General features: G+C 74.1%; 23 protein-coding genes and 1 pseudogene. 13 read left to right on the top strand and 11 right to left on the bottom strand.

Annotated features, from left to right (window positions below):
* The 4 genes from ACIA6B_RS31050 (at position 1) to ACIA6B_RS31035 (ending at position 5,657) form a co-directional block, all read left to right on the top strand.
* Positions 1-3,420 carry an ATP-dependent helicase gene (locus tag ACIA6B_RS31050; protein ID WP_396778822.1) on the top strand — a complete coding sequence of 1,140 codons (3,420 nt, stop codon included), beginning with the start codon at positions 1-3 and terminating at the stop codon, positions 3,418-3,420.
* A 229-nt stretch (positions 3,421-3,649) separates the two neighbouring features.
* Positions 3,650-3,853, top strand: coding sequence for a cold-shock protein (locus ACIA6B_RS31045; protein ID WP_013288421.1), 204 nt, complete (start codon positions 3,650-3,652; stop codon positions 3,851-3,853).
* A 211-nt stretch (positions 3,854-4,064) separates the two neighbouring features.
* Complete coding sequence (locus tag ACIA6B_RS31040; RefSeq protein ID WP_396778820.1) at positions 4,065-5,324, top strand: DEAD/DEAH box helicase; 1,260 nt, start codon at positions 4,065-4,067, stop codon at positions 5,322-5,324.
* Between the two features lie 165 nt (positions 5,325-5,489).
* The gene (locus tag ACIA6B_RS31035) at positions 5,490-5,657 is read left to right on the top strand and encodes a hypothetical protein (RefSeq protein WP_396778818.1); all 168 of its coding nucleotides are present in this window, start codon (positions 5,490-5,492) and stop codon (positions 5,655-5,657) included.
* Positions 5,658-6,030: 373 nt separating this feature from the next.
* Here the strand turns inward: ACIA6B_RS31035 and ACIA6B_RS31030 are convergent, their stop codons facing one another.
* The 4 genes from ACIA6B_RS31030 to ACIA6B_RS31015 are packed head-to-tail and all read right to left on the bottom strand — an operon-like array spanning position 6,031 to position 9,184.
* Complete coding sequence (locus ACIA6B_RS31030) at positions 6,031-6,468, bottom strand: Rrf2 family transcriptional regulator (protein ID WP_281937838.1); 438 nt, start codon at positions 6,466-6,468, stop codon at positions 6,031-6,033.
* A gap of 4 nt (positions 6,469-6,472) precedes the next feature.
* On the bottom strand, positions 6,473-7,357 hold the full coding sequence (locus tag ACIA6B_RS31025; protein WP_396778816.1) for an ABC transporter permease: 885 nt from the start codon (positions 7,355-7,357) through the stop codon (positions 6,473-6,475).
* Positions 7,347-8,126: an ABC transporter ATP-binding protein gene (locus ACIA6B_RS31020; RefSeq protein WP_107162056.1), complete on the bottom strand. Its 780-nt coding sequence runs from the start codon at positions 8,124-8,126 to the stop codon at positions 7,347-7,349. Before ACIA6B_RS31020 ends, ACIA6B_RS31025 begins: the two co-directional genes overlap by 11 nt.
* Positions 8,123-9,184: an ABC transporter substrate-binding protein gene (locus ACIA6B_RS31015; protein WP_396778813.1), complete on the bottom strand. Its 1,062-nt coding sequence runs from the start codon at positions 9,182-9,184 to the stop codon at positions 8,123-8,125. Before ACIA6B_RS31015 ends, ACIA6B_RS31020 begins: the two co-directional genes overlap by 4 nt.
* Positions 9,185-9,333: 149 nt before the next feature.
* On the opposite strand from ACIA6B_RS31015, the gene ACIA6B_RS31010 reads away from it, so the two are divergent.
* Genes ACIA6B_RS31010 through nudC form a run of 3 tightly spaced genes read left to right on the top strand, consistent with a single transcriptional unit; the run spans position 9,334 to position 12,916 of the window.
* The gene (locus tag ACIA6B_RS31010; protein WP_396778811.1) at positions 9,334-10,644 is read left to right on the top strand and encodes a M16 family metallopeptidase; all 1,311 of its coding nucleotides are present in this window, start codon (positions 9,334-9,336) and stop codon (positions 10,642-10,644) included.
* Positions 10,641-11,972, top strand: a complete 1,332-nt coding sequence (locus ACIA6B_RS31005) for a M16 family metallopeptidase (RefSeq protein WP_396778809.1) — start codon at positions 10,641-10,643, stop codon at positions 11,970-11,972. Before ACIA6B_RS31010 ends, ACIA6B_RS31005 begins: the two co-directional genes overlap by 4 nt.
* The gene (gene nudC / locus ACIA6B_RS31000) at positions 11,969-12,916 is read left to right on the top strand and encodes an NAD(+) diphosphatase (RefSeq protein WP_396778808.1); all 948 of its coding nucleotides are present in this window, start codon (positions 11,969-11,971) and stop codon (positions 12,914-12,916) included. Before ACIA6B_RS31005 ends, nudC begins: the two co-directional genes overlap by 4 nt.
* 257 nt (positions 12,917-13,173) lie before the next feature.
* On the opposite strand, the gene ACIA6B_RS30995 is transcribed toward nudC, so the two are convergent.
* From ACIA6B_RS30995 to ACIA6B_RS30985, 3 genes are all read right to left on the bottom strand, one after another.
* On the bottom strand, positions 13,174-13,443 hold the full coding sequence (locus ACIA6B_RS30995; protein ID WP_396778806.1) for a hypothetical protein: 270 nt from the start codon (positions 13,441-13,443) through the stop codon (positions 13,174-13,176).
* A 196-nt stretch (positions 13,444-13,639) separates the two neighbouring features.
* Entirely contained in the window at positions 13,640-13,867 is a 228-nt protein-coding gene (locus ACIA6B_RS30990) for a DUF397 domain-containing protein (protein WP_396778804.1), read from the bottom strand.
* Between the two features lie 63 nt (positions 13,868-13,930).
* The gene (locus ACIA6B_RS30985) at positions 13,931-14,902 is read right to left on the bottom strand and encodes a helix-turn-helix domain-containing protein (protein ID WP_396778803.1); all 972 of its coding nucleotides are present in this window, start codon (positions 14,900-14,902) and stop codon (positions 13,931-13,933) included.
* A gap of 202 nt (positions 14,903-15,104) precedes the next feature.
* On the opposite strand from ACIA6B_RS30985, the gene ACIA6B_RS30980 reads away from it, so the two are divergent.
* Positions 15,105-16,373: an MFS transporter gene (locus ACIA6B_RS30980; RefSeq protein WP_396778801.1), complete on the top strand. Its 1,269-nt coding sequence runs from the start codon at positions 15,105-15,107 to the stop codon at positions 16,371-16,373.
* A 63-nt stretch (positions 16,374-16,436) separates the two neighbouring features.
* On the opposite strand, the gene ACIA6B_RS30975 is transcribed toward ACIA6B_RS30980, so the two are convergent.
* Complete coding sequence (locus tag ACIA6B_RS30975) at positions 16,437-16,679, bottom strand: mycoredoxin (protein ID WP_396778799.1); 243 nt, start codon at positions 16,677-16,679, stop codon at positions 16,437-16,439.
* Between the two features lie 91 nt (positions 16,680-16,770).
* Here ACIA6B_RS30975 and ACIA6B_RS30970 point away from each other — a divergent pair.
* The 3 genes and pseudogenes from ACIA6B_RS30970 (at position 16,771) to ACIA6B_RS30960 (ending at position 19,807) form a co-directional block, all read left to right on the top strand.
* Positions 16,771-18,934: pseudogene (locus ACIA6B_RS30970) on the top strand (ATP-dependent DNA helicase UvrD2).
* 124 nt (positions 18,935-19,058) lie between these two features.
* Positions 19,059-19,313, top strand: a complete 255-nt coding sequence (locus tag ACIA6B_RS30965) for a hypothetical protein (RefSeq protein ID WP_396778797.1) — start codon at positions 19,059-19,061, stop codon at positions 19,311-19,313.
* Positions 19,314-19,441: 128 nt separating this feature from the next.
* The gene (locus ACIA6B_RS30960) at positions 19,442-19,807 is read left to right on the top strand and encodes a WhiB family transcriptional regulator (protein ID WP_107162030.1); all 366 of its coding nucleotides are present in this window, start codon (positions 19,442-19,444) and stop codon (positions 19,805-19,807) included.
* A gap of 307 nt (positions 19,808-20,114) precedes the next feature.
* Here the strand turns inward: ACIA6B_RS30960 and ACIA6B_RS30955 are convergent, their stop codons facing one another.
* The 3 genes from ACIA6B_RS30955 to ACIA6B_RS30945 all read right to left on the bottom strand — a co-directional run bounded on the left by ACIA6B_RS30955 (position 20,115) and on the right by ACIA6B_RS30945 (position 22,929).
* Positions 20,115-21,461: an ABC1 kinase family protein gene (locus tag ACIA6B_RS30955; RefSeq protein WP_396778795.1), complete on the bottom strand. Its 1,347-nt coding sequence runs from the start codon at positions 21,459-21,461 to the stop codon at positions 20,115-20,117.
* 10 nt (positions 21,462-21,471) lie between these two features.
* Positions 21,472-22,554, bottom strand: a complete 1,083-nt coding sequence (locus tag ACIA6B_RS30950) for a TOMM precursor leader peptide-binding protein (RefSeq protein WP_396778859.1) — start codon at positions 22,552-22,554, stop codon at positions 21,472-21,474.
* A gap of 207 nt (positions 22,555-22,761) precedes the next feature.
* Positions 22,762-22,929: a DUF5679 domain-containing protein gene (locus tag ACIA6B_RS30945; protein ID WP_007464795.1), complete on the bottom strand. Its 168-nt coding sequence runs from the start codon at positions 22,927-22,929 to the stop codon at positions 22,762-22,764.
* Between the two features lie 475 nt (positions 22,930-23,404).
* Here ACIA6B_RS30945 and ACIA6B_RS30940 point away from each other — a divergent pair, with 475 nt between their 5' ends.
* Positions 23,405-23,926: a M48 family metallopeptidase gene (locus tag ACIA6B_RS30940; RefSeq protein WP_107162024.1), complete on the top strand. Its 522-nt coding sequence runs from the start codon at positions 23,405-23,407 to the stop codon at positions 23,924-23,926.
* A gap of 368 nt (positions 23,927-24,294) precedes the next feature.
* Positions 24,295-24,897, top strand: coding sequence for a hypothetical protein (locus tag ACIA6B_RS30935; protein WP_396778793.1), 603 nt, complete (start codon positions 24,295-24,297; stop codon positions 24,895-24,897).
* The last annotated feature ends 655 nt before the right edge of the window (positions 24,898-25,552 follow it).

Below are 25,552 nucleotides of genomic sequence, written 5' to 3'. Positions count from 1 at the left end.
ATGACGACCCAGCCGGCGCTGTTCGACGCCACCGGCACGCCGCCGCCCACGCCCCGGTCCGCCGACGCCGGGCCCCGCTACACGCCCGTCGAGCTGGCCCGGCTGCTCCGGCTGCCGGCGCCCACCCGGGAGCAGGCCGCGATCATCGCGGCGCCGGTGGAGCCGCTGCTGGTGGTCGCTGGCGCCGGCTCGGGCAAGACCGAGACGATGGCCGCCCGGGTGGTCTGGCTGGTCGCCAACGCGTACGTGCGCCCCGAGCACATCCTCGGGCTCACCTTCACCCGCAAGGCGGCCGGCGAGCTGGCGCACCGGGTGCGGACCCGCCTCGACCAGCTCGTCCGCCGGCTGGGGCGGCCCCGGCGGGACCCGCGTGAGGACCCGTTCGCGGGCGAGCCGACCGTCTCCACGTACCACTCGTACGCCGGGCGGATCGTCACCGAGCACGGGTTGCGCGCCGGGTACGAGCCGACCACCCGGCTGCTCACCGAGGCGTCCCGCTGGCAGCTCGTCGACCTGCTGGTGCGCAACTACGACGGCGACATGTCCGAGGTGGACCGGATGCCGTCCACCATCACCGACGCGGTGCTGGCGCTCGCCGGCGAGTTGGACGAGCACCTGGTCGACCCGGACGAGCTGGCCGGCTGGACCGGCCGGTTCTTCGCCGAGGTGCAGTCCCGCCCCGGCCGGGTCTACGCCGACGTGCGCAAGGCGCTCCAGCTCCAGCGGACCCGGCTGAAGCTGCTGCCGCTGGTCCGGGCGTACGCCCGGCGCAAGGACGACTTCGAGGCGATGGACTTCGCCGACCAGCTCGCCCGCGCGGCCCGGGTGGCCCGGGACCACCCGGGCGTCGGCGTGATCGAGCGGGACCGGTTCCGGGTGGTGCTGCTCGACGAGTACCAGGACACCAGCCACGCGCAGGTGGTGCTGCTCAACGCGCTGTTCGGCGGCGGCCACCCGGTCACCGCGGTCGGTGACCCGTGCCAGTCGATCTACGGCTGGCGCGGGGCGAGCGCCGGCACGCTGGACCGGTTCCCCGGTGAGTTCGCCCGCGCCGACGGCACCCCCGCCGAGGTGCTCGGTCTCACCACGAGCTGGCGTAACCGGCCGGAGATCCTCGGCGTCGCGAACGCGCTCTCGGTGCCGCTGCGGGCGGCCGGCGCCCGGGTGCCCGAGCTGCACGCCGCGCTCAGCGTCCGCGAGCCGATCCCGCACCGGACGCCGGGCGGTCGGGCCGCCGGCACGGTGCACTGCGCGCTGCTGCCGACGTACGCCGACGAGGCCGACTGGATCGCGGACAGCGTGCTGGCGGCGTGGCGGGGCGCGGCCGGGATGCCGGGCGCGTTGCCCGAGCACATTCCGGCGGACCGTCGGCCGACGACCGCGGTGCTGGTGCGGCTGCGCAGCCAGATCCCGGCGATCGAGGCCGCGCTGCGGGCCCGGGGCCTGCCGGTCGACGTGGTCGGGCTGGGCGGCCTGCTGGACACCCCGGAGGTCCGGGACGTGGTCTGCACGCTGCGCGTGTTGGCCGACCCGACCGACGGGGCGGCGCTGCTGCGGCTGCTCACCGGCGCGCGCTGGCGGATCGGCCCGCGCGATCTGGTCGCCCTGCACCGGCGCGCCCGGGCCATCGCCCGCAGCCGTCGCGAGCTGACCGGCGACGACGGGCCGGAGATCACCGTGGACGTGCTGGACGAGGCGACGCTGGTGGAGGCGCTGGCCGACCTCGGGCCGGCGCAGGCGTACTCGGCGGAGGGGTTCGCGCGGCTGCGGTCGTACGGGATGGAGCTGGCGCTGCTGCGGTACCGGCTGGACCAGTCGCTGCCGGAGCTGATCGCGGACATCGAACGGACCATCGGGCTGGACGTGGAGGTGGCGGTCCGGGCCGGCCGGAACGGCGCCGGCGACGCCGGGCTGGCCCGCGCCCACCTGGACGCGCTCGGCGACGTCGCGGCGCGGTTCAGCGGCGAGACGCCCGGCGCCACACTGGCCGGTTTTCTCGCCTACCTGTCCGCCGCCGAGGACGAGGAGCGCGGGCTGGCCCCGGGCGAGGTCGAGGTGGTGGCCGGCGCCGTGCAGGTGCTCACCGCGCACGCCGCGAAGGGCCTGGAGTGGGACGTGGTGGCGGTGGCCGGGCTGACCCGCGGTGGGTGGCCGGGGCCGGTGCGCAACTCCGACCACTGGCTGGGCGGGCTCGGCGTGCTGCCGTTCCCGCTGCGCGGCGACGCGGACGGGCTGCCCGAGCTGGCCCTGCCGGAGGCGGCGGACCAGCGTGAGGTGGCCCGTGCGTTGGCCGGGTTCACCGACGACTGGCGGGCGCACGACGAGCGGGAGGAGCGCCGGCTGGCGTACGTGGCGGTGACCCGGCCGCGCCGGTTGCTGCTCTGCTCCGGCTACTGGTGGGGGGAGGGGACGAAGCGGTTCCGCGGCCCGTCGACGTTCCTGCGCGAGGTGTACGACGTCGCCCTGGCCGGGACGGACGGGCACGTGGTCGACGCGTGGGCGCCGGAGCCGGCCGGGGACGCGGTGAACCCGACCACCGAGACGGTGCTGCGGGCGGAGTGGCCGGCCGACCCGCTGGGCGGGCGTCGGCCGGCGCTGACCGAGGCGGCGGCGCTGGTCCGTCGTCACCTGGCCGACCCGGCGGCGGCCCGTCGCGAGACCGCGCTGCTGGCCACCGTCGGGTCGACCGCCGTCGAGGCGGGCGCGACCCCGCCGGACGACGCCGACGCGGAGGTGGAGCGCTGGCGGCGGGAGGCCGATCTGCTGCTCGCCGAGCGGGCGGAACTGGCCCGCCGGGCCGAGGCGGTCGAGGTCGAGCTGCCCGGCCAGCTCTCGGTGACCCAGCTCGTGGCGTTGCGCCGGAACCCGGAGGCACTGGCCCGTGCGCTGCGTCGTCCGATGCCGAGCGCACCCAGCCCGTACGCGCGGCGGGGCACCGCCTTCCACGCCTGGCTGGAGCAGCGCTTCGGCGCCGACCGGCTGCTGGACGTCGACGAGTTGCCCGGTGCCGCCGACGACGACGCCGCCCCGGACGGGGCGCTGGCCGAGTTGCAGGAGCGGTTCCTGGCCAGCGAGTGGGCCGACCGGGTGCCGGTGGAGGTCGAGGTGCCGTTCGCCACGGTGATCGCCGGCGTGGTGGTCCGGGGTCGGATGGACGCCGTCTTCGGCCGCCCCGGCGGGCGTTACGACGTGGTGGACTGGAAGACCGGCCGCCAGCTCACCGGCCCGGAGGCCGAGGCGGCGGCGGTGCAGCTCGCGGTCTACCGGCTGGCCTGGGCGGAGTTGGCCGGCGTGCCGGTGGAACGGGTCGGCGCGGCGTTCCACTACGTGCGGGACGCGGTGACCGTCCGCCCGGCGGACCTGCTCGACGTCGAGGGGCTGACCGCGTTGGTGGCCGCCGTGCCGGAAATTTCGACGTGATCTCCCCACCGGGCGGGATCCGTGGTACGTTGGTCTCGTTGCAGTTTTGGTTTCCAGAGACTCTGTGTGCGCCTGGCGGATTGTGGCCCCAGGCGCTCTTTGTTGTGTCCGGAGTTCTCCGGGCGGGGCGACCAGCAGCGACAGGCACGCCACGCAGCCCATGCGTGGTGGGCTCCTCTCCGGCCCGCAACACGTGCGGGCCGACCGTTCCGTCAAGGAGACGAAACACATGGCAATTGGCACCGTCAAGTGGTTCAACGCTGACAAGGGCTTCGGCTTCATCACCCCGGACGACGGCGGCGCCGACGTCTTCGCCCACTTCTCGGCGATCCAGACCTCCGGCTACCGGAGCCTGGACGAGAACCAGCGGGTCGAGTTCGAGGTGACCCAGGGCCAGAAGGGCCCGCAGGCGGAGAACATTCGCCCGCTCTGATCTTCGGATCAACCGGCACCACCACCGCGCCCCGCCGGGCGTGGTGCACGGGCCGGCCCGCCGCGCCGCCCTCCCGTACGCGGGAGCTGGCGCGCCGAGGCGGGCCGGCCCGTCCCTTTCGGTTCGTGCTTGTGATCACCGGCCACGCCGGTGACGCGCCGTCGCCCGGCGCCCTTCCTCGACACGTGCCGCCTCGAGGAAGGCTTTCCACATGACCACGACCATGCCCACTTTCGCCGCCACCGGGCTGGCACCGGCGCTCGTCGCCGAGCTGACCGCGCAGGGCATCACCACGCCGTTCCCGATCCAGTCGGCAACCCTGCCCGACTCGCTCGCCGGCCGGGACGTGCTCGGCCGCGGGCGGACCGGCTCCGGCAAGACGCTCGCGTTCGGGTTGCCGCTGCTGCACCGGACGGCCGGCCGCCGGGCGCGGCCCGGCCGCCCGCTCGCGCTGGTGCTGGTGCCCACCCGGGAACTGGCCGCGCAGGTGACCGCCGCGCTCACCCCGTACGCCGGTGTGCTCGGGCTGCGCTGCGCCACCGTGGTCGGTGGGCTCTCCCTCACCCGCCAGGCGGACGCGTTGCGGGCCGGGGCCGAGGTGCTGGTGGCCACGCCGGGCCGGCTGCACGACCTGATCGACCGCGGGTCCGCCCGGCTGGACCAGGTCGAGATCACCGTGCTCGACGAGGCGGACCAGATGGCCGACATGGGCTTCCTGCCGCAGGTGACGAAGCTGCTGGAGCAGGTCGCCCCGGGCGGGCAGCGGATGCTCTTCTCGGCCACCCTGGACCGCGGCGTGGACCGGCTGGTCCGCCGGTTCCTCTCCGAGCCGGTCACGCACTCCGTGGACCCGGGCACCGCCACGGTCACCGCGATGACGCACCACGTGTTGCACCTGGAGGCGGAGGACAAGCCGGCCGCGCTGGCCCACATCGCCGCGCGGGAGGGCCGCACCATCGTCTTCATCGCCACCAAGCACCGCGCCGACCGGGTGGCCCGCCAACTGCTCGCCAAGGGCGTCCGCGCCGCCGCGCTGCACGGCGGCAAGTCGCAGCCGCAGCGCACCCGGATCCTGGAGCAGTTCCGCACCGGGCAGGTCACCGCGCTGGTGGCCACCGACGTGGCGGCCCGCGGCATCCACGTCGACGGGCTGGACCTGGTGGTCAACGCCGATCCGCCCACGGAGGCGAAGGACTACCTGCACCGGGGCGGCCGGACCGCGCGGGCCGGGGAGTCCGGCACCGTGGTCACGCTCGTCCTGCCGGAGCAGCGCCGGGACGTCGCCCGGCTGATGAGCACCGCCGGGATCAAGGCGCAGACCACCCGGGTACGCGCCGGCGACGCGGAGCTGGGCCGGCTGACCGGGGCGCGCGAGCCCTCCGGTACGCCGGTGACCATCGCCGTCCCGCCGCCGGTCGCCGCGCACCCCGCGCCGGGGACCCGTCCCCGCCGTCGCCCGCGCCGCCGCTGACCGGACGTTCCGTGCGGGCCCGCTGACCGGCCGTTATGCGGTGCCTCGCTGAGTCGGGGATCAGCGAGTGTTCAGTCGGGTGGCCGACTGTCCGCTCTCGTCCGGGCGACGATGCTGGGGTCCGTGGGCCGGTCGGGGGACCGGCCGGACACGGGAGGGGCGACCATGGCGGGTGACGCCGGCCCGGGTGACGGGGCCCGCGAGGTGCTGCTGGTGCTCGCGGTGGCGGGCGCCGGTCTGGCGCTCGCCGTGGTGGCCGCGTTCGGCCCCTGGCATCCGACGGCGGGCGGTCCGCCGGACCGGGGCGCGGCCCGCACCTTCAACCCCGGCTGATCCGTACGGTCACCGGGCCCGACGGGGACCACGCAGGGTCACGTCCGGTGACGGATGTACGGCAGAAACGGATATACCTCAGCGGTATAAATATGCCGCTCGGTCATATTGCTCCAGGGGGATGTCTTCCTGGGGCGGCCCCCACTGATCCGTTCTGTCGGCAGCGGGCCACCCGACCAGGCCGCTCGTGGGCGGCGGTCCGTTCCGACCAGGCCGCTCGTGGGCGGCGGCGGGCACCCGTCGCCCTCGGCACCAGCGCCGTCACCGCCCGGGGCGCGAGCAGCCGGGCGGGGCCCCGGCACCGGGCCCCGCCCGGCCTCGGGCGCCCCGCACCGGCCCTCGGCGCCGGGGCGCGGGCCACCGGCCGGCGGACTCAGGGCGCCGGGGCGCGGTCCGCCAGCAGGTCGGCCAGCGTGGTGCGGTCCACCACAAGCGCGATCGCGCCGTCCACCGCCAGCCAGACGTCCCGCAGCCCGGTGGCCACCCCGTGATAGCCGGCCCGGTCCGCGGGCATGCCCCGAACGCTGGTGAGCGCGCCGCCGACCGCACGCAGCACGTCACCGACACTGATCTCGGCCGGGGGTCTGCTCAGCGCGTACCCGCCCTCGGTGCCGCGGTGGCTGTGCAGCAGTCCGGCCCGCCGCAGGTCGAGCAGGATGCCCTGGAGGAAGCTGAGCGGGATGTCCTGGCGTTCGGCCAGGCTCGCGGCCTTGACCAGCTCGCCGCCGGGGTCCCCGTCGCCGGTGGATCCGGCGTCGGCGACGGCGAGCATGGCCCGGAGCGCGTAGTCGGCGCGCGCGGAGATGTACACGAGGTCAGTTGCCGGCCTGGTCCAGCACGCCCCAGCGGCGGCGGATCGCCTTGTCGGCCGCGCCGAACGCGGTGTCCACCAGCAGGCCGACCACCAGGATCACGATCATGATGGCCATCAGCCGGGGCGCCTCGCTCAGCTCGCGGGCGTAGGTGAGCTGCGCGCCGATCGAGGTGCGGGTGTCGATGACCACCAGCAGCTCACCGGCCATCAGACTGCGCCAGGCGAACGCCCAGCCCTGCTTGAGCCCGGCCACGATGGCGGGCAGCGCGGCCGGCGCGATCACGTACCGGTAGAGGTTGAGCCCGCGGGCGCCGAGGTTGCGGCCGGCGCGGACCAGCAGCGGCGGCACGTAGTCCACGCCGTGGATGACGCCGTTGGCGACCGACGGCGCGGCGCCGAGCACCACCACGAAGAAGATGGCCTGCTCGCTGAGCTGGAACAGCAGGATGGCCAGCGGGAACCAGGCGATCGACGGCATGGTCTGCAACGCGGTGATCATCGAGCCGAGCGCGGCGCGGAGCACCTTGACCCGGGCCACGCCCAGACCGAGCAGCAGACCCACCGCGACCGCGGCGGCGAACCCGACGGCCGCCCGGCGGGCGGTGGTGGCCAGGCCCTCCCAGAGCGCGGAGCTGACCAGGTAGTGGCCGAGGTCGCCGAAGACCACCAGCGGGCCGGACAGCGCCCAGGGCTCCTTCCACCCGCTCCAGACCACGGCCTGCCAGAGGGCGATGGCCATCGCGAGCGCGGCGAACTTGGGCCAGGTGGCGGACCAGAGCCGGCGCAGCCGGGACGGGCCCTTCTCCTGGCCGGCGATCTCCAGCGCGTCGAGGCCGGAGATCTCCGCGTCGGTACGCGCCGACCCGGCGAGGGTGTCACTGGCCATGCCGGCCCACCTCCTTGCGCAGCCGGTCGGTGACCTCGGCGGCGATGGCCGAGACCTCCGGCGAGTCGATCCGCCGGGGTCGCGGCACGTCGACCCGGGTGGAGTAGATGATCCGGCCGGGCCGGCTGGAGAGCAGCACGATCCGGTCGGCGAGCCGGGCGGCCTCGCGCACGTTGTGCGTGACGAACAGGACGGTGAGCTTGCGCTCGCCCCAGATCCGCTCCAACTCGTCGTGCAGGATGTCCCGCGTCATCGCGTCGAGCGCGCCGAACGGCTCGTCCATCAGCAGCACCGGGGTGTCCAGCGCGAGCGTACGGGCCAACGCGACCCGCTGCCGCATGCCGCCGGAGAGCTGGTGCGGGCGCTTGCGGCCGAAGTCGGACAGGTGGACCGTGCGCAGCAGCTCGGCCACCCGCTCGCGACGCTGGTCGCGCGGGAGCCCGCGCAGCTTCAGCGGCACCTCGACGTTGCCCTCGACGGTCGACCACGGGAACAGCGCCGGCTCCTGGAACATCAGGCCCGGGTTGACGCCCTCGCCCAACTCGATCGCGCCGCCGCTGACCCGGTCCAGGCCGGCGACCAGGTTCAGCAGCGTGCTCTTGCCGCAGCCGGACGCGCCGACCAGGCAGACGAACTCGCCCGGGGCGACGTCCAGCGACACCCCGTCCAGCGCCAGGACGGCCTGCTCGCCCTGGCCGTACACCTTGGTCACGCCGCGCAGCGCGACCGAGCCGGTCGCGCTGCGCGGGGTCGTCGTGGTCGACGTCACGGCTGGGTGACCTCGGGCTTGCCCTCGGCCTTCAGCACCTCGTTGAGGTACTTCAGGTCGTAGAGGCCGTTCAGGTCGACCGGCTGGGTCAGCCCGACCGCGACGGCGTGGTCCAGGCCGGCCTTCAGCGAGGACGCGATCGGGTCGTTGGTGAACTCCAACGTCGACCAGGCCTGCTTGATCAGCTTGATGTCCAGCGGCTTACCGGTGATCTTGCCGATGTGTGCGGAGACGGCCTGCTGCGCCTCGTCCGGCTTGGTGTTGACGAACTCGTTCGCCGCGACCTGACCCTCGACCAGCTTCTTCACCACGTCCGGGTGCGCCTTGAGGAACTTGGTGCTGACCAGCAGGTTCGTGATGACGAACTTCTTGTCCGGCCAGAGGTCGCGCTCGTCGACGAGCACCTTGCCGCCGGCGTTGACCAGCCGGGACACGAACGGCTCCGGCACCCAGGCGCCGTCGATGGCGCCGCTGCCGAACGTCTCGACGGTCTGCGCGTTCTCCTGGGGGACGACCTTGACGTCGCCGCCGCCCTCCTTGGTGGTCGTCAGGCCCTTCTCCTTGAGCCAGTAGCGCAGCGCGACGTCCTGGGTGTTGCCGAGCTGCGGCGTGGCGATCTTCTTGCCACGGAGCTGCTCCACCGAGGTGATGCCGGGCTTGACCACCAGCGCGACGCCGCCGGACGCGGCGCCGGAGACCACCCGGACCGCCTCGCCCTTCGACTTGGAGAAGGCGTTCACGGTCGGGTTCGGACCGATGTACGTGGCGTCCAGCGCGCCGGAGAAGACCGCCTCGATGGCCGCCGGACCGGCGTTGAACGTCTTCGTCTCCAGCGTCACGTCGCCGCCGAGCTTCTCCTTGAAGATCCCCTTCTCCACGCCCACCACGGCGGGCGCGTGGGTGAGGTTGGGGAAATAGCCCAGGCGCAGCGTCACCGGGCCGGAGTCGCCGGCGGCGTCGCTGTCGTCGCCGCAGGCGGCGGTGGTGCCGAGCGTGGCCGCGCCGACCACGGCCAGGGTGGCCAGCGTGACCAGGCGGCGCAGGGGGAGCCGTCTCATCGAAAGTCCAATCCGCAGTATTCCTATTTAGTTGGTAGGAAGACTGGGGCAGGGTGCCGGGCGGCGTCAAGACCCGTCCCGCATCTGTCCACCGTTCGGCCACGGCACACCGCCGGTGTGGCCGGTACGGAGGCGCTAGTGTCGATCTCGTGCCGACCAGGAGAGCGAAGATCCCAGCGACGAAATACCCGGTCGAGCGGTTCGCCCTCGACAACGGTCTGCGAGTGGTGCTCACTCCGGACCGCAGCGCCCCGGTGATCGGGGTGGCGGTGGTCTACGACGTCGGCATCCGATCCGAGCCGGAGGGCCGCACCGGCTTCGCCCACCTCTTCGAGCACCTGATGTTCCAGGGCTCGGAGAACCTGGAGAAGCTCGCCCACTTCCGGCACGTGCAGGGTGCCGGCGGCACGTTCAACGGCTCCACCCACTTCGACTACACCGACTACTTCGAGACGCTGCCGAGCAACGCGCTGGAGCGGGCGCTGTTCCTGGAGGCGGACCGCATGCGCGGCCCCCGGCTGACCGAGGAGAACCTGCGCAACCAGGTCGACGTGGTCAAGGAGGAGATCCGGGTCAACGTGCTCAACCGGCCGTACGGCGGGTTCCCCTGGCTGACGCTGCCGCCGGTGATGTTCGACACGTTCCCCAACGCGCACGACGGCTACGGCTCCTTCGACGACCTGGAGTCCGCGACGGTGGCCGACGCCGCCGACTTCTTCCGGCACTACTACGCCAGCGGCAACGCGGTGCTGGCGGTCAGCGGCGACATCGACGTGGCCGAGGCGACCGCGCTGATCGAGCGGCACTTCGGCGACGTGCCGGCCCGCCCCGCGCCGGAGCGGCCCGACTTCGCCGAGCCGGACCTGACCACCGAGCGGCGCAGCACGTACACCGACGCGCTGGCCCCGCTGCCGGCGGTGGCGAGCGCCTGGCGGGTGCCCGACCCGATCACCGACTTCGCCGGCTACCTGCCCTTCGTGGTGCTCGCCGAGGTGCTCACCGACGGCGACGCGTCCCGGCTGGTCGAGCGGCTGGTGCAGCGCGACCGCTCGGTCACCGGCCTCGGCGGCTACCTCAGCTTCATGGGCGACCCGTTCGACGTGCGCGACCCCACCGCGCTGCTGCTCCAGGCCCACCTGCCGCCCGGCGGCGACGTGGACAAGGTGCTGCGCACCATCGACGAGGAGCTGGACCGGCTGGCCACCGACGGGCTGACCGACGGGGAGCTGGCGCGTACCCAGGCCCGGATGGCCACCCACCTGCTGCGCGACACCGACGCGGTGCTCGGCCGCGCGCTGCGGATGGCGGTGCTGGAGCAGCAACGCGGCGAACCGGGGCTGCTCAACGAACTGCCCCGGCTGGTCGGCGCGGTCACCGAGGAGCAGGTCCGCGCCGCCGCCGCCACGCTGCGGCCCGAGCGTCGCGCATCCGTCGAGGTCGTGGCCGGAGGTGCCCGATGACCACCACCGTCCGTCCGTTGCCGGCGCTCGGCCCGAACCGGCGGCTCACCGTGCCGAAGCAGGCCGAGCGCACGCTCGGCAACGGCCTCACCGTGATCGCGGTACGCCGGCCCGCCGTACCCCTGGTCGAGCTGCGGCTCTGGATGCCGTTCGGGCGGGCCCACCTGGCCCGCGGCGCGATGCTGGCGCAGACCGTGCTGGCCGGCACCGAGGCGCACAGCGCCACCGAGATCGCCGCCGAGCTCCAGAAGGTCGGCGGCGGGCTCTCCGCCGGCGTCGACCCGGACCGGCTGATGCTCTCCGGCGCCGGCCTGGTGACCGGGCTGGACCGGATGCTGGAGCTGCTCGCCGAGGTGCTCACCGGCGCCAGCTACCCGGCCGACTGGGTGGCCACCGAGCGGGACCGTCTCGTCGACCGGATCCAGGTCGCCCAGAGCCAGCCGTCCCACCTGGCCCGGACCGCGCTGCTCACGCGCGTCTACGGCCGCCACCCGTACGCGACGCAGACGCCCGAGCCCGACCAGGTGCGGGCGGTCCGCCCGGCCGCGCTGCGTCGGCTGCACGCCGAGCGGGTGCACCCGGCCGGGGCGGTGCTGGTGCTGGTCGGCGACGTGCAGCCGGCGCGGGCGCTGGACGCGGCCGAGGCGGCGCTCGCCGGCTGGCGGGGCGACGGTCACGTCGCCGAGCTGCCGCCCGCGCCGCCGCTGGAGCCCGGTCCGCTGCTGCTCGTCGACCGGCCCGGCTCGGTGCAGTCCTCGCTGCGCCTCGCGCTGCCGGCGGTGCCCCGCACCCACCCCGACCACGCCGCGTTGCAACTGGCCAACCTGCTCTTCGGCGGCTACTTCTCGTCCCGCTGGGTGGAGAACATCCGGGAGGACAAGGGCTACACGTACGGGCCGCACTCCGTGGTCGAGCACTCGGTGGCCGGGTCGGTGCTGGTGGCCGGCGCCGAGGTGGCCACCGAGGTGACCGCGCCCGCGCTGCTGGAGACCAGCTACGAGCTGGGCCGGCTGGCCACCGTGCCGCCGAAGCCGGACGAGCTGGAACAGGCCCGCCAGTACGCGCTCGGCACGCTCCAGCTCGGCATGTCCACCCAGGCCGGCCTGGCATCGCTGACCAGCGCGTACGCCGGCAACGGGCTGCGGCTGGACTACCTCGCCGAGCACGCCGCCCGGCTGGCCGCCGCGACCGTTGACGACGTCGCCGAGGTGGCGGCCCGGTACCTCGCCCCGGCGAAGGCGGTCACCGTGGTGCTCGGCGACGCGGCCCGGGTGGCCGACTCGCTCGCCGCGCTCGTGCCCGTGCGCACGGAGGACGCATCCACGTGAGCGGCGAGCCGGCGCCGCCGCTGGCCCGGTCCACGGTGGACCGGGCCGCGCACCGGCGTACCGACCCGGCCTGGCTGGCCGAGGCGTGGGAGCAGGCCCGGGTGCTGGTGCTGGACTCGACCGACGAGGGCCGCGCCCTGGTCCGCGGCGAGGTGGCCCCGCCGGAGCTGGTCCTGGTCGGCGCCGGTGAGCTGCCCGAGGTGCCCCGCTCGGTGCCGATGTTCCTCGGCGTGGAGCCGGACGGGGTGCCGGTGTTCGCGGTGGACAGCCCGCTGCCCGCGCTGCCGGGCACCCGCCGGGCGCATCTGCGTGAGGTCGGCCACCTGATGACCGACCGGGACGCGGGCCTGTTCACCACCGCGTTGGCGCTGCTCAACTGGCACCTGCGGCACGGCTACTCGGCGTCCACCGGGCAGCCGACGCAGGTCGACGAGGCCGGCTGGTCCCGGGTCGACCCGGGTGGCCACCGGACCTGGCCGCGTACCGACCCGGCCATGATCGTGCTGGTGCACGACGGGGTGGACGGCCCGGAGGGCCGCTGTCTGCTGGGCAACAACGCCGCCTGGCCGAGCACCCCGGGTCGGCGCCGCTACTCCTGCCTGGCCGGTTACGTCGAGCCTGGCGAGTCGGCCGAGGCCGCCGTGCTGCGCGAGGTCCGCGAGGAGGTCGGCGTCGCGGTCGGGGAGATCGCGTACGTGTCCAGCCAGGCCTGGCCGTTCCCCGGCTCGCTGATGCTCGGCTTCCTGGCCCGGGCCGACGCCGACGAGCCGATCCGGGTCGACCCGACCGAGATCGCGCACGCGCGGTGGTTCAGCCGCCGGGAGATCGGCGCCGCGCTGGCCGGCGAGCCGGTCCGGGTGGACGGCGGGGACCTCCTGCTGCTGCCTCCGCCGTCGTCGATCGCGTTGTTCCTGGTGCACCGCTGGCTCGACGGCCACTGCTGACCGGGCGGCCACTGCTGACCGGGGCGGCCGGAGGCTGTCCCGGCCGCGGCGGGCGCGCCGGCCCTGAGCCGGTGCGTTGAGAAGGGGCCCCGCCTATGCCGGAGGCGTTAAGCGGGGGCCCCTCCTTACGCGGTCCCGGCCCGGACCGTCGTTGCCGCGGCGGTCCGGGGCCGGGAACACGGGCCGTCGTGGCCGGGTGAGGCGTGGAGCACGGCGGGGGAGCCGGTCCGGCCACGACGGACGTCAGCAGCGGTCGGTCACCCGCCGTCCCACCGGTAGGGGCGGCCGGGGGAGTGCTCCTCGATGGGCAGCACCTTGACCCGGTGCCGGCCGGCGCGGACCGCCCCGACGGCGGACAGGGCGCGGGCGAGCAGGAGGGCGGCGTCCCGGTTCTCGGCGTGCACGACCTGACGACGTGGTTCCGGCGCACGGGTCTCGTCCCGCAGCCGTCCCCCGCCGGCCCAGGCGGCGGCGATGTCGGCGTCGGCGGCGCTGCGGATCTCGGTGCGGACGATCAGGAACCGCATGGTGTCCCCCGGAAGTGGACGGATACGCGGTGGAACTTCCACGTCACTCAAGCGACATCGTACGCCGGCAGGTCGTCCCAGCAAGTGAAACGAGGCAGCTCGACCGTTCGGAGGATGGCAGGTCAGGACGGTTGTCCGGGGTGGACGTGCGAGGGGCCGCCGGCATGACGCCGACGGCCCCCGGGCCCTCGCCGGATCAGTTCAGGTCGAACTGGCCGTTCTTCGCGCCGGCGATGAAGCCGAGCCAGCCGGCCCGGTTGAACAGCAGCACCGGCCCGCTCGGGTCCTTGCTGTCCCGCAACGCCATGCTCGCCGGCCCGGTGCCGAGCGGCGCGACCTCCACGCAGTTCGAGGTCTGGCTGCGGGTGCTCTTGCGCCAGGCGGCGCCGGCGAGGGAGGTCGTGCTGGTGTGGATCTGGTTCATGGTGTCCTGCTCCTGGTGAGGTGCTCCGATGGGGACGAGCGACGCCGACGTCGGGCGCGGGGATCACCGCTCCGACGTGAGGCGCCCCGAGTCACGGCGGCGCTGGGTCGGCGCCGTTGCCGGCCCGTACGCCGCGGTGGACTCGACTGCCGTGCCGGTCGGCCGTCCGGTCGCCTCGGTCAGCCAGGAGTGGGTGTCCGATGCGGAGAGTGCCGACTTGCATAGCCACTCGAACACCACTTTATAGCGATTTAGGGTGCTCACCTCGGTCGACATGACGTCGGTGAACCCACTTTCGATGGCGAGCGTCTCCGGATCGAGCGGGTCGGCGAACCGGTAGAGCGAGAACGCGGTCGGCGGGACGTACCAGTCGCCGACCCGGGTGTCCCGGAGCAGCAGGCGCAGCTCCACGTTCGGCATGTCGGCCAGCTCGCACAGGTGGACGAGTTGGTCCCGCAGCACGTCCGGCGGGCCGGCGCGCCGGTCCAGCGCGGCCTCCTCCAGCACGGCGGTGTACCGGGGCACGTGGACCAGCAGCGACTGGCGGGCCTGCCGGGCGCCCACCTCGGCCTCCGGATTCTCCGACTCCGGATCGCCCGCCTCCTCGGCCACCCGGGCCGCGGACAGGATCCGGTGCCGGGCGTAGCCGGGGGTCTGCAACAGCCCCGGCACCAGCACCGGGTTGTACTCGGAGATCTCCGCGCAGCCCGCCTCCAGCTCGGCGAAGGCGCGCTGCTGCTGGGTCATCACCGGGAAGTTGCGCAGCCAGCCGCGCATGTCGCCGGCCTCGTGGGCGATCGTGGTCAGCTCCGCGCGCAGCCCGGCGGCGACGCCGTAGAGCGTGAGCAACGCGTCCACGTCGTCCGGGTCGGGCCGGCTGCGGCCGTTCTCCAGGCGGGACAGTTTGGAGGCGGAGGCCCAGCCGATCCCCTCGATGACCTGGTCACCGGTGAGACCGGCCTGTTCGCGGAGCCGGCGCAGCTCGATGCCGAGGCGGCGACGGCGCAGAAACGGGCCTGGTGCGGCAGGAGGCACGGCGTCCTCTTCTCCGTCGACCGTCGCGAGAGGCGACGGTAACTGTATGAAATTCGCCCCCCACGGTCAGTATGGACGGCGCGACCGGTGTCGGCAGGTCCGGCGAGGGCGTGTCACGAGAGACAAAAAGAGGACTGTGGAGAGCGCCTTCGCCGGCGCCCGCCCCGACGCGCCCTCGGGCGCACCTGCCGGAGGGAAACCGATGCGCACCGTCCTGCGCCGCCCCGACTTCCGCCTGCTCTTCGCCGCGATGGTGGCGAGCCTGGCGGCGGAGTCGATCCTGCTGCTCGCGCTCGCCGTCTGGGTGAAGGACCTGACCGGCTCGGACAGCATGGCCGGCGCCACCCTCTTCGCCGTGATCGCGCCGATGGCGCTCGCCCCGCTGGTCGGCTGGGTGGTCGACCGCTACCGCCGCCGACCCTTCTTCATCGCCGCCGACCTGCTCGCCGCCGTGCTCCTCGGCCCACTGCTCACGGTGCGCGACCGCGGGGACGTCTGGGTGATCTACCTGGTCGCGGCGCTCTACGGCCTCTCCTCGATCACGCTGACCGCCGCGCTCAACGGGCTGATCCGGCACCTGGTGCCGGCCGACCTGCTGGCCGACGCGAACGGGGCCCTGCAGACCGTCCGGCAGGGGCTGCGGCTGGTCGGGCCGCTCACCGGGGCCGGCATCTACGCGGCCGTCGGTGGCTGGCTGCTGGTGCTCCTGGCCATGGCCGGGTTCCTGCTCGCCGCCGCCGTGGTCGGGCTGCTCCGGGTGCAGGAGAACACACCGACCGGGGCCGGGAGCCACTGGCCGGCCGGACTGGGCGCCGGGCTGCGCCACCTGGCCCGGGAGGCGGCGCTGCGCCGGGCCCTGGTCGGCTACGGCGTCGCCTCGCTGGTGATGGGCTTCACCGAGTCGCTGATCTTCGCGTACGTCGACCTGGGCCTGCACCGCGACGCGGCGTTCGTCGGTGTGCTGGTCATGGTGCAGGGGGTGGGCGGTCTGGTCGGCGGGCTGCTCTCCGCCGCCGTGGTCCGCCGGCTCGGTGAGCTGGGCGCGCTGGCCACCGGCGTGACGTTCTTCGGCCCGGCCGCGCTGGCGCTGGCGTACCCCCGGCTCTGGCTCGGGGTGGTGGCGCTGCTGCTGGCCGGCGTCTCGCTGCCGCTGACCATGGTGGGGTTGTCCACGCTCGTCCAACGACGGACCCCGCCGGGGCTGCTGGGCCGGGTCACCGCCGCGTCCCGGGCGCTGGTCAGCGGGCCGCAGGCGGTCTCCATCGGCACCGGCGCGCTGCTCGTCGGCGTCTTCGACTACCGGCTGCTGTTCGTGCTGGTCGGCACCGTCACCACGGGCGGCGGACTCTACCTCTGGCGCGGTCGTCGCCTCACCCCGCCGGGAACGGCCGGCCCGGCCCGCGTCCCGACGCCCCGCCGGCCGCTCGACGACGAGCTGCTCGCCGCCAGCCGCCGGCGCCGGACGCCGTGACCGGCGCTGGTCGGCCGCGCCCCCGAATCCGGGCACGGCCGACCGGCGGCTACGGGAAGCAGGTCAGCCGGGCAGGGCGGCGAGGTGCTGCTTGACCTGGTTGATCGAGGGGTTGGTCAGGGCGCTGCCGTCGGCGAAGCGCAGCGTCGGCACGGTCTGGTTGCCGCCGTTGACGCCCCGCACGAACTCCGCCGCCGTGCTGTCCTGCTCGATGTCGACCACCTCGTACGCGATGCCCTCCCGGTCGAGCTGCGACTTCAGCCGGTGGCAGTAGCCGCACCACGTGGTGGAATACATCGTCAACATGGTCTGGTCCTCCAAGAGTGGGCCCGCGCCCGGTCCGATCAGGCCAGGCTAACCGCTGCAACGTCGGACGGGGCTGGGATGATTCCCTGTCGTGGGGGTTCACTCAGCGGCGGAACGGGTGCTGGCCGGGCTCGATCCGGAGCAACGGTCGGCGGTGACCGCCCCGGCCGGCCCGGTCTGCATCCTGGCCGGCGCCGGCACCGGCAAGACCCGGGCGGTGACGTCGCGGATCGCCTACCGGGCGTTGTCCGGCGACATCTCCGCCCGGCACGTGCTGGCGGTCACGTTCACCGCCCGCGCGGCGGCCGAGATGCGCAGCCGGCTCGGCGTGCTCGGGGTGCAGGGGGTGCAGGCGCGCACGTTCCATGCCGCGGCGCTGCGCCAGGTCCGCTACTTCGCGCCCCGGCTGCTGGCCGGGCGGGCCATGCCGGAGCTGCTGGACAGCAAGGTGCGGGTGGTCACGCTGGCCGCCGCCAAGCTGGGCCTGCGCACCGACCGGGCCGCCGCGCGTGACCTTGCCGCCGAGATCGAGTGGGCCAAGTCCTCCCTGGTCGAGCCGGACGAGTACGTGGTCGCGGCGGCCAAGGCGCGGCGCGAGACGCCGTACGAGCCGGCGCGGGTGGCGGAGGTGTTCGTCGCGTACGAGCGGCTCAAGCGCGGCAACGGGGTGATCGACTTCGAGGACATGCTGCGCGCCGCGGTCTGGGGGATCGAGGAGCACCCGGACGTGGCCGAGCAGGTGCGCAGCCAGTACCGCCACTTCGTGGTCGACGAGTACCAGGACGTCAACCCGCTCCAGCAGCGGCTGCTGGACGTCTGGCTCGGCGGGCGCGAGGACCTCACCGTGGTCGGCGACGCCAGCCAGACGATCTACTCGTTCACCGGCGCGACCTCGTCGTACCTGGTCGACTTCCCCCGCCACCACCGTGGCGCGACGGTGGTGCGGCTGGTCCGCGACTACCGCTCCACCCCGCAGGTGGTGGGCCTGGCCAACGCGGTGATCTCGCAGGCCCGGGGCGCCGAGGCGCGGCTGCGGCTGGAGCTGCACGGCCAGCGCCGGCCCGGCCCCGAGCCGGAACTGCGGATCTTCACCGACGAGCCGGCCGAGGCCACCGCCGTCGCGGCCCGCTGCCGGGCGCTGGTGGCCGGCGGCACCCCGGCCCGCGAGATCGCCGTGCTGTTCCGCACCAACGCGCAGTCCGAGGCGTACGAGAAGGCGCTCTCCGAGGCCGAGGTGCCGTACGTGCTCCAAGGCGCGGAGCGGTTCTTCGAGCGGCCCGAGGTGCGTCAGGCGATGATCGCGCTGCGCGCCGCCACCCGGTCCATCCCCGGGGAGACGCCGCTGCCGGCCGCCGTGGTGGAAGGGCTCGCCGCGGTCGGCTGGGCACCCGACGCGCCGCCGGCCGGCGGCGCCGCCCGCGAGCGCTGGGAGGCGCTCGCCGCGCTGCTCCAGCTCGCCGAGGAGTACGCGGCCACGCCCGAGGTGCTGCCGATCGGGGAGGCCGCCACGGTCGAACGTCAGGCGACGCTGGCCGGCTTCACCGAGGAGCTGGCCCGGCGGGCCGCCCAGCAGCACGTGCCCACCGTGGACGGCGTGACGCTGGCCTCGCTGCACTCGGCGAAGGGCCTGGAGTGGGACGCGGTGTTCCTGGTCGGGCTGGCCGAGGGCACGCTGCCCACCACGTACGCGAAGACGCCCGAGCAGGTCGAGGAGGAGCGGCGGCTGCTCTACGTGGGCATCACCCGGGCCCGGGAGTGGCTCTGGCTGTCGTACGCGGCGGCGCGTTCGCCCGGCGGTCGGGCCCGGCGGCCGTCCCGCTTCCTGCCGCAGCTCGACCGCTCGGGCGGCGGCGAGCGGGCCGGCGCCGGCAGCCCGGCGCGGCGGGCCGAGCGGCGACGACCGCAGGTGGTCTCCTGCCGGATCTGCGGCGCCACGCTGCTCGCCGGCGCGGACCGCAAGCTGGGCCGCTGCCCGACCTGCCCGTCGGACCTGGACGAGGAGCTGTACGCGCGGCTGCGCGACTGGCGGCAGCGGGTGGCCGGCGTGCAGCGGGTGCCGGCCTACGTCGTCTTCACCGACGCCACGCTCACCGCGCTGGCGGAGCGGAAGCCGGGACGCACCGAGGAGCTGGTCGCGATCGCCGGCATCGGACCCCGGAAGGTGGGGCTGTACGGCGACCCGGTGCTGGCCCTGGTGGCCGGCGCCACCGTGGACGACGTTCTGCCCGCAGAAAACTTTCGAAATGAGTCCGTAAATCGTTTGCCCTCCCCCGAGTGCGAGGAATAGCCTCAGGACACACCACGCGAGCGGCGCCGTTCTGGCTGCTCACGGGGGATGAGTCCATGGTCGGCACGAGGAGAGTCAGGGAGGTGGCACCAATGGAGATTTACACCTATGAGCGTCCGGCGGCGATGCCAGCTGCCTGCGCTCCGCTGTCGGCTGTCCGGGTGGCCCTTGCCGCTCGACCGTCGGCTCCGCAGGTGCACCAGGTCCAGGTTCAGGCCGAGCTGAACCTGACCGTCGCGCCGCTGCGCGGAGTCGAGGGGACCAGTGGCTTCACGGGCATGGGCATCGATGGCGGCAAGAAGCGCACCGATGTCCGCGGCGTTCCACCTCGAGGTAGACCGGTCTGATCCATCAGACCACCGGCTCACCTCGAGGCCGCGGAACCCGCTACCGGGATCCGCGGCCTCAGTTTTTTGCCCCGCCGAAGTACCGAATGCGATCCACGAGATCGAAGTGAGAGAGAGGTGACCGGAGGATGAGTCTGGCGTTGGCCCCACTCGACGTGAGCGTCGAGGTGGAGGCGAACCTGCCCTGCCGGAAGTTCGACCCCGACCTGTGGTTCTCCGACCAGCCTGCCGAACTCGAACTGGCCAAGTCGCTCTGCGGGGACTGCCCGCTGCGCGTCGAGTGCCTGGCCGGGGCGGTCGAGCGGGCCGAGCCCTGGGGCGTCTGGGGCGGCGAGATCTTCGAGCGTGGCGCGGTCGTCCCGCGCAAGCGGCCCCGTGGCCGTCCGCGTAAGGAGGACCTCGCCCGCGACGCCCAGCTCCGGGTCGAGGCGGAGGCGCGACTGGCGGCCAGCGGGCTGTCCGAGTCGCGTAGCGCCGTCCGGCTGGCAGCCTGACACACCTACGTTCCGAAGCCGACCGACGCCGGTGTCCCTCCACCGGCCGAACGAGAGAGAGAAACCCGTGCTGCACCTGCCGAACGGAACCGAGATGCAACTACTCCACGAAGCGTTGTCGAGGGCTCGAATGCGCCGGCCTCAGGCCGGTCGCACCACCACGAGCACTGAGGCAACCCGTTCCGCCCGTACCGTCGCCATGCGGAGTCGCGGCCAGTCGGCTCGCGACCTGGGCGTTCTCTAGATCGAACCACTGAGGAAGGGGCGGTGACCGGATGGTCGCCGCCCCTTCGGCGTACCCGTGTCGTCAGGCCACCGCCGCGAAGCCGGGCAGCCAGCGTTCCAGGATGGCCCGGTAGGACGCCTTCGCCTCCAACTGGCAGAGCACCCCGATCGACCCCAGCGTCACCCGATGGATCATCAGGTACGACGGCGGCAGGTTGAGCTGCCGGCTGAGCTGGTACGCGGGGGAGCGCGGGCTGGCCAGCCGGCCCGCCTCACCCCGCAGCCAGGCCCGGGTGAAGCGGAACTCGTCGGCGGCGATCGGCTCCAGCATCGGGCGGAGGAAGTCGAGCACCCCCTGCGCGTCGATCGGCTCGGTCCGGCTGACGAAGCCCTCGTCGCGCAGCCCGTCCACCACCCCGTCGGCGTCGCCGCGCAGCGCCAGCGCGGCGATCCGGCCGATCGGCTCGGGCGTGCCCTCCGGCATCCGGGCCACCGCGCCGAAGTCGATCACACCGAGCCGGCCGTCGGGCAGCAGCCGGAAGTTGCCCGGGTGCGGGTCGGCGTGCAGCAGCCCGGCCCGCTCCGGCGCGGAGAGGTGCAGCTCCGCCATCAGCCGCCCGGCCTCGTTCCGCTGCTCCTCGGTGCCCTCCCGGATGATCGTGGACAGCGGGATGCCCTCCACCCACTCGGTGATCAGCACCCGGGGCGCGGCGTCGAGCACCTCCGGGATGAAGATGTCCGGGTCGTCCGCGTACGCGGCGGCGAACGCCCGCTGCGACTCGGCCTCCAGCTCGTAGTCCAGCTCCTCGGTGATCCGCTCGCGCAGCTCGGCCAGGAGCGGCTTGACGTCCAGACCCGGCTGGATCGCCCGGAACATGCCGCCCAGCCGGGAGAGCTGCTTGAGGTCGGCGAGCAGGGCCTCGCCGGCGCCCGGGTACTGGATCTTCACGGCCACGTCCCGGTGCAGCGGGCCGCCGTCCGGCCCGTACCCCGGGTCGCGCCAGACCGCCCGGTGCACCTGGCCGATGCTGGCCGCGGCGGCCGGGGTGTCGTCGAAGGAGACGAACCGGTCCCGCCAGTCCGGCCCGAGCTGCTCGGCCAGCACCTTGTGCACGGTCGCCGCGGGCAGCGGCGGGGCGGCCTCCTGAAGCTTGGTGAGCGCCTGCCGGTAGGGCGCGGCGACCTCCTCGGGCAGCGCCGCCTCGAAGACCGACAGGGCCTGACCGAACTTCATCGCACCGCCCTTGAGCTGCCCGAGGACGCTGAACAACTGCTCGGCGGTGCGCTGCTGGATCTCGGCGGAGATGACGTCGGACGCGAGGCCGGTCACCCGCTTGCCCATGCCGAGGACGGTTCGACCGGCGAATCCGAGCGGCAGGGCGGCGAGTTTGGCGGTGCGGGACACGGCGCGGCGCGGGATGTCGGTCACCCGGCCATTGTTACCGACGCGAGGGGCTCGCTGCTGCCGTGCGGCCGGGAGCGGGTAGGGCCGACCGGATCGGGCGACGCCCGCAGCAGCCGCAGGAGGGGTGCGGGGGCCACCGGCGATGCCGGAGACGACCGGCCCCCCGCACCTCCACCGCCGCACCGAGCGTCTCCGGGGTGCCGCCGTCGAGCTGGGCCAGCACCTCGGCCGCCGCGAACGCCACCGCGGCGAGCCGGGTGGTGGCCGCGCAGCCCGGCTCGCCCCGGTCGGTCGCGAGCTGGGCGGCGAGCGCCGGCCAGTCCGGATCGCGGTCGGCGCGGTGCAGGTCGAGGCAGCGCAGGCAGGGACCGGCGGGCGGGCGGACCAGCGGCCCGACCACGGGTACGCCGCCGCGCAGGTCGAGCAGGAGGTGGGGTTGCCGTCGCTGGGCGTACCCGATGGCGAGCGCCTCGGCCGGCCGACCGACGCCGAGCTGCACCACCAGGTCGGGGCGGCCGGACCGCAGCGGCCCGGTGGCCGTGCCCGGCGCACAGCGTCCCAGCGCCGCGCACACCGCCGCGGCCAGCGGGCGACCCAGCTCCGCGCCGGTCAGGCCGGTCCCGACCAGGTCGCCGGCGCGGACCGGGCCGGACAGCTCGGGTACGACGTGCCCCACCCCGGCCTGGGCCAGCGCCACGGCGACCGCGGCGCCGAGCCGGCCCGCACCGGTCACCAGCACCCGGGCGGCCCGGCGGCGGCGCAGTAGCCGCGCCGGCGTGCCGGGCAGGTCGCGGGCGGCCAGGGCCAGGGCGTCCGCCTCCGCGGTCAACCGGGCCCGGACCGGCCCGGTGAGGTCACGGGGGAGCAGCGTCTGCGCGGGTACGACCAGTCCGGCGTCCCGGAGCGCGTCGAGCAGGGCACGCGCCTCGCCCGCCGGCACCCGGGCGGCGGTGGCGGCGGCCAGGACGGCGCGTTCGCTACGGGTGCCGTCGAGCAGGTCGAGCAGGTGGGCGCTGCCGGGAGTGGCCACCTCGACCAGCACCGCCGGGCCGGGCTCCATGCCCAGCTGGAGCGTGCGCCGGTCGCGCCACAGCCTGGTCAGGCCGGGCAGCAGCATGGGGCGGGGGAGTGGAGTTGGATGCGTCACGCCACGAATGGTGACCGTGTCCGTGCGCTCAGTCGCTCGTTGTCCACAGGCTTGCCGTGCCTCAGCCAGCGTTGTCCACAGGGGCACGCCGTTTTTCCACAACTCGCCGGTAGTGATGTCGGATACGCGACGGGGAGGGGCGGCCGTGGCCACCCCTCCCCGGACGACCCGAACGGGTCAGACCTTCGCCTTGCCCAGGATGCGGTTCACTGTTGTGCCGCACACCGGGCACTTGCCCTTGGCCATGTTCATGCCGGTCTTCGAGACCTCCACGTGCCCCTCGAAGTCCCGCTTCTCCTTGCACTTGACGCAGTAACCGTTGTAGGTCTGGGCCTGGTCGGCCACGGTAGCCTCCTCGTCTCGTCCGCCGGAGGTGTCCCGGCGGGTTATCCCTGCGACGGGCCACACGTGGACCGGCGCCGGGGGTTCTCCGTGATCAGTCTCCTGATCACTGGTTGGCGGACCCTACCCAGGTCTGGGTGGTTCCATGTCAGCTGTACGCCGACTCTGTGAGCAAGTCGACGACGAGAGTGTGCACGTCGAGTAACGTCTGATAAGTGAGTTTCGGGGGGACACGCCGGGTAAATGCGCTCAGATCCCCTTCGCGCGGCCCCGCCGCCACCGGCCCGCCGTAGATCACCTAACGTGAGCGACGGCCGGCGGGTGATGGTTACCTACCGTCGCAAAGAAATTTTTCAGGACTCCTGACAACCAATCGCCATTTTCCGGGCGCGTGTCGTCTTGTTTACTCTTGCGGAGCCCTGGTCAGTACGCATTAGCTTTCCCTCGTGACAGTCAACCGAGGCTGCGCGGCCCGGTAATGGCCGGGACGCGGAAGCCCGTCGTCGAGGTGCGGCGCAGCCAGCGCCGGCGACGCACGGTGTCCGCGTACCGGGACGGGGAGCGCGTCGTCGTGCTCATCCCCGACCAGTTCTCCCGGGCCGAGGAGAGCGAGTGGGTCGACCGGATGCTGGCCCGGCTGGCCGCCCGGGAGGGCCGGTTCGCCCGCTCGGACGCCGAACTGCTCGCCCGGGCCACTCGCCTGATCGGCCTCTACCTGCCGGAACATGGATCGGCCGCGGAACCGGCGAGCGTCCGCTGGGTGACCAACCAGAACGGCCGCTGGGGTTCCTGCACCCCGGCCGACCGCACCATCCGGATCTCCCACCGGATCCAGGACATGCCCGACTGGGTGATCGACTATGTCCTGCTGCACGAACTGACGCACCTGATCGTGCCCAGCCACAACGCCCAGTTCTGGGCCCTGGTCGCCCGCTATCCCCGCGCCGAACGGGCCCGCGGCTATCTGGAGGGCGTCGCCGCCACCGCCGGCCTCCCCTGACCCGCCCCACCACCGGTCGCCGGTCGCCCCGCCGCCGGTCGCCGGTCGCCCCGCCTTCCGTCGCCCCGCGCCCTGATTCACCGAAAGTGGGGCTATCCGGGCCTGAATAGCCCCACTTTCCGTGCAAGTGCGGCCCTGCGGCCCTGCGGCCCTGCGGCCCTGCGGCCCTGCGGCCCTGCGGCCCTGCGGCCCTGCGGCCCTGCGGCCCTGCGGCCCTGCGGCTCGGCGGCTCGGCGGCCCGACGCCGGCCCGGTGCCCCGGCGCGTCACGCGGCGGCGGTGTGGGCTTGAGGGCGTGGTGGGGGGATGTGCCGCGCTGCGGAGAGGCGGTGGGGGGCGGGATCATGGGTGCGGGGTTAGGGTCGGCGAATGGTCCGACGTGTGGTGGTGGCGTTGCTCGGCCCGGTGACCTGGGCACCGCCGGGAGTCGAGCCGGCCCGGTGGCGGACCGCCCTCGCCGAGGACGTGGTAGACCTGCTGGCCACGCTGAACGAGGTGGAGACCGCGGTGGCGGTCACCCCGGCGGACCGCTGGTTGGCCGACGCGGTGGTCTGGCCCGGCACCTCCGTGCACGAGGTGCCCGAGCCCACCCCGAACGCCGTCTTCGCGGCGCTCAACGGCTACGACCAGGCTGCCGTGGTCGCCGCCGACGCGCCGGACGTGCCCGGTCTCACCCTCGGCAAGCTGCTCCGGCCGCTGTCCAGCCGGCCGGTGGCCGTCGCTCCGGCGGAAGGTAACGGGCCGGGCCTGCTCGGAGTGGCCGCGCGCCTGCCCGTACCGAAGTGGGTGCCGGCGCTGGACCTCGACACGGCCGTGCCGGGCGAGGTGCGGGCCGCCGCGCCCCGGCCCGGCGACGTGGCGGTGACCGCCGGCTGGCGACGCCTGCGCGGCCCGGCCGACCTCGGTGCCCTGGATCCGGCGTTCGAGGGGTGGGACGCGACTCGGGCGTTGCTCTCCGGCCACCCGAGCTGACCGCCCGCTCCGGCCCTCCTGCCTTCCGGTCCTCCTGCCTTCCGGCCCGCCTACCTGTCGGCCCGCCTACTTGGCTTGCCCGCTTGCCCGCTTGCCCGTTTACTCGGCTTGCCCGTTCGCTCGGCCCGCCCGCTCGCTCAGGCCGTCTGCTCTGATCCGCCCTGCATTGGGTCTCGCCAGCCGGCCTCGCCTGGTGCCAGACCGAGCCGCGGCCCTGGGTGTCGTCCGCATGGTGCCTGAGCAGCCGGAGCATCCTTCTCCGCGCCTACCAACCTGAGGGCGTGGACGGGTCAAGCGTAGTGGCGAGGGCGCGTCGCGGTTCGGCCAGCTCGCGGATCGACAGCGTCTCCGCGACCGCTGCCACGGTGAGTCGGTTATGCGATCAGGTCCGTAGGCACCCGGGGTACCTTCCTCGACCGGCAGCGGTCGAGGTCGTCGACGGGACGCGCCCCGGACACCCGTCCGCGACGGCCGCGCCGCACTCTCCCAACGGTGCGCGATGGGCTGTGGCGGGCGATGCACGGTGAGGCGCGGTGGGTGGGGCGCGGCGGGCGATGCGCGGGTGGGGTGCGGCGGGCGGTGCGTGGGTGGGGTGCGGCGGGCGGTGCGTGGGTGGGGTGCGGCGGGCGGTGCGTGGGTGGGGTGCGGCGGGCGG

Origin of the sequence: Micromonospora sp. NPDC051141 (assembly GCF_044455765.1) — a bacterium.
Lineage (GTDB): Bacteria > Actinomycetota > Actinomycetes > Mycobacteriales > Micromonosporaceae > Micromonospora.
The sequence above is the reverse complement of the archived record's forward strand: the minus strand, read 5'-3'. Positions and strand labels throughout refer to the sequence as shown.

Coding starts and splice junctions, on each gene's coding strand:
- ACIA6B_RS30975 (WP_396778799.1), bottom strand. CDS start 16,679: ATGTTGACGATGTATTCCACCACGTGGTGCGGCTACTGCCACCGGCTG.
- ACIA6B_RS31040 (WP_396778820.1), top strand. CDS start 4,065: ATGACCACGACCATGCCCACTTTCGCCGCCACCGGGCTGGCACCGGCG.
- ACIA6B_RS31015 (WP_396778813.1), bottom strand. CDS start 9,184: ATGAGACGGCTCCCCCTGCGCCGCCTGGTCACGCTGGCCACCCTGGCC.
- ACIA6B_RS30995 (WP_396778806.1), bottom strand. CDS start 13,443: ATGCGGTTCCTGATCGTCCGCACCGAGATCCGCAGCGCCGCCGACGCC.
- ACIA6B_RS30950 (WP_396778859.1), bottom strand. CDS start 22,554: ATGCTGCTGCCCGGCCTGACCAGGCTGTGGCGCGACCGGCGCACGCTC.
- ACIA6B_RS30965 (WP_396778797.1), top strand. CDS start 19,059: ATGGAGATTTACACCTATGAGCGTCCGGCGGCGATGCCAGCTGCCTGC.
- ACIA6B_RS30935 (WP_396778793.1), top strand. CDS start 24,295: ATGGTCCGACGTGTGGTGGTGGCGTTGCTCGGCCCGGTGACCTGGGCA.
- ACIA6B_RS31005 (WP_396778809.1), top strand. CDS start 10,641: ATGACCACCACCGTCCGTCCGTTGCCGGCGCTCGGCCCGAACCGGCGG.
- ACIA6B_RS30990 (WP_396778804.1), bottom strand. CDS start 13,867: ATGAACCAGATCCACACCAGCACGACCTCCCTCGCCGGCGCCGCCTGG.
- ACIA6B_RS31050 (WP_396778822.1), top strand. CDS start 1: ATGACGACCCAGCCGGCGCTGTTCGACGCCACCGGCACGCCGCCGCCC.
- ACIA6B_RS30960 (WP_107162030.1), top strand. CDS start 19,442: ATGAGTCTGGCGTTGGCCCCACTCGACGTGAGCGTCGAGGTGGAGGCG.
- ACIA6B_RS30980 (WP_396778801.1), top strand. CDS start 15,105: ATGCGCACCGTCCTGCGCCGCCCCGACTTCCGCCTGCTCTTCGCCGCG.
- ACIA6B_RS31035 (WP_396778818.1), top strand. CDS start 5,490: ATGGCGGGTGACGCCGGCCCGGGTGACGGGGCCCGCGAGGTGCTGCTG.
- ACIA6B_RS31045 (WP_013288421.1), top strand. CDS start 3,650: ATGGCAATTGGCACCGTCAAGTGGTTCAACGCTGACAAGGGCTTCGGC.
- ACIA6B_RS30940 (WP_107162024.1), top strand. CDS start 23,405: ATGGCCGGGACGCGGAAGCCCGTCGTCGAGGTGCGGCGCAGCCAGCGC.
- ACIA6B_RS31025 (WP_396778816.1), bottom strand. CDS start 7,357: ATGGCCAGTGACACCCTCGCCGGGTCGGCGCGTACCGACGCGGAGATC.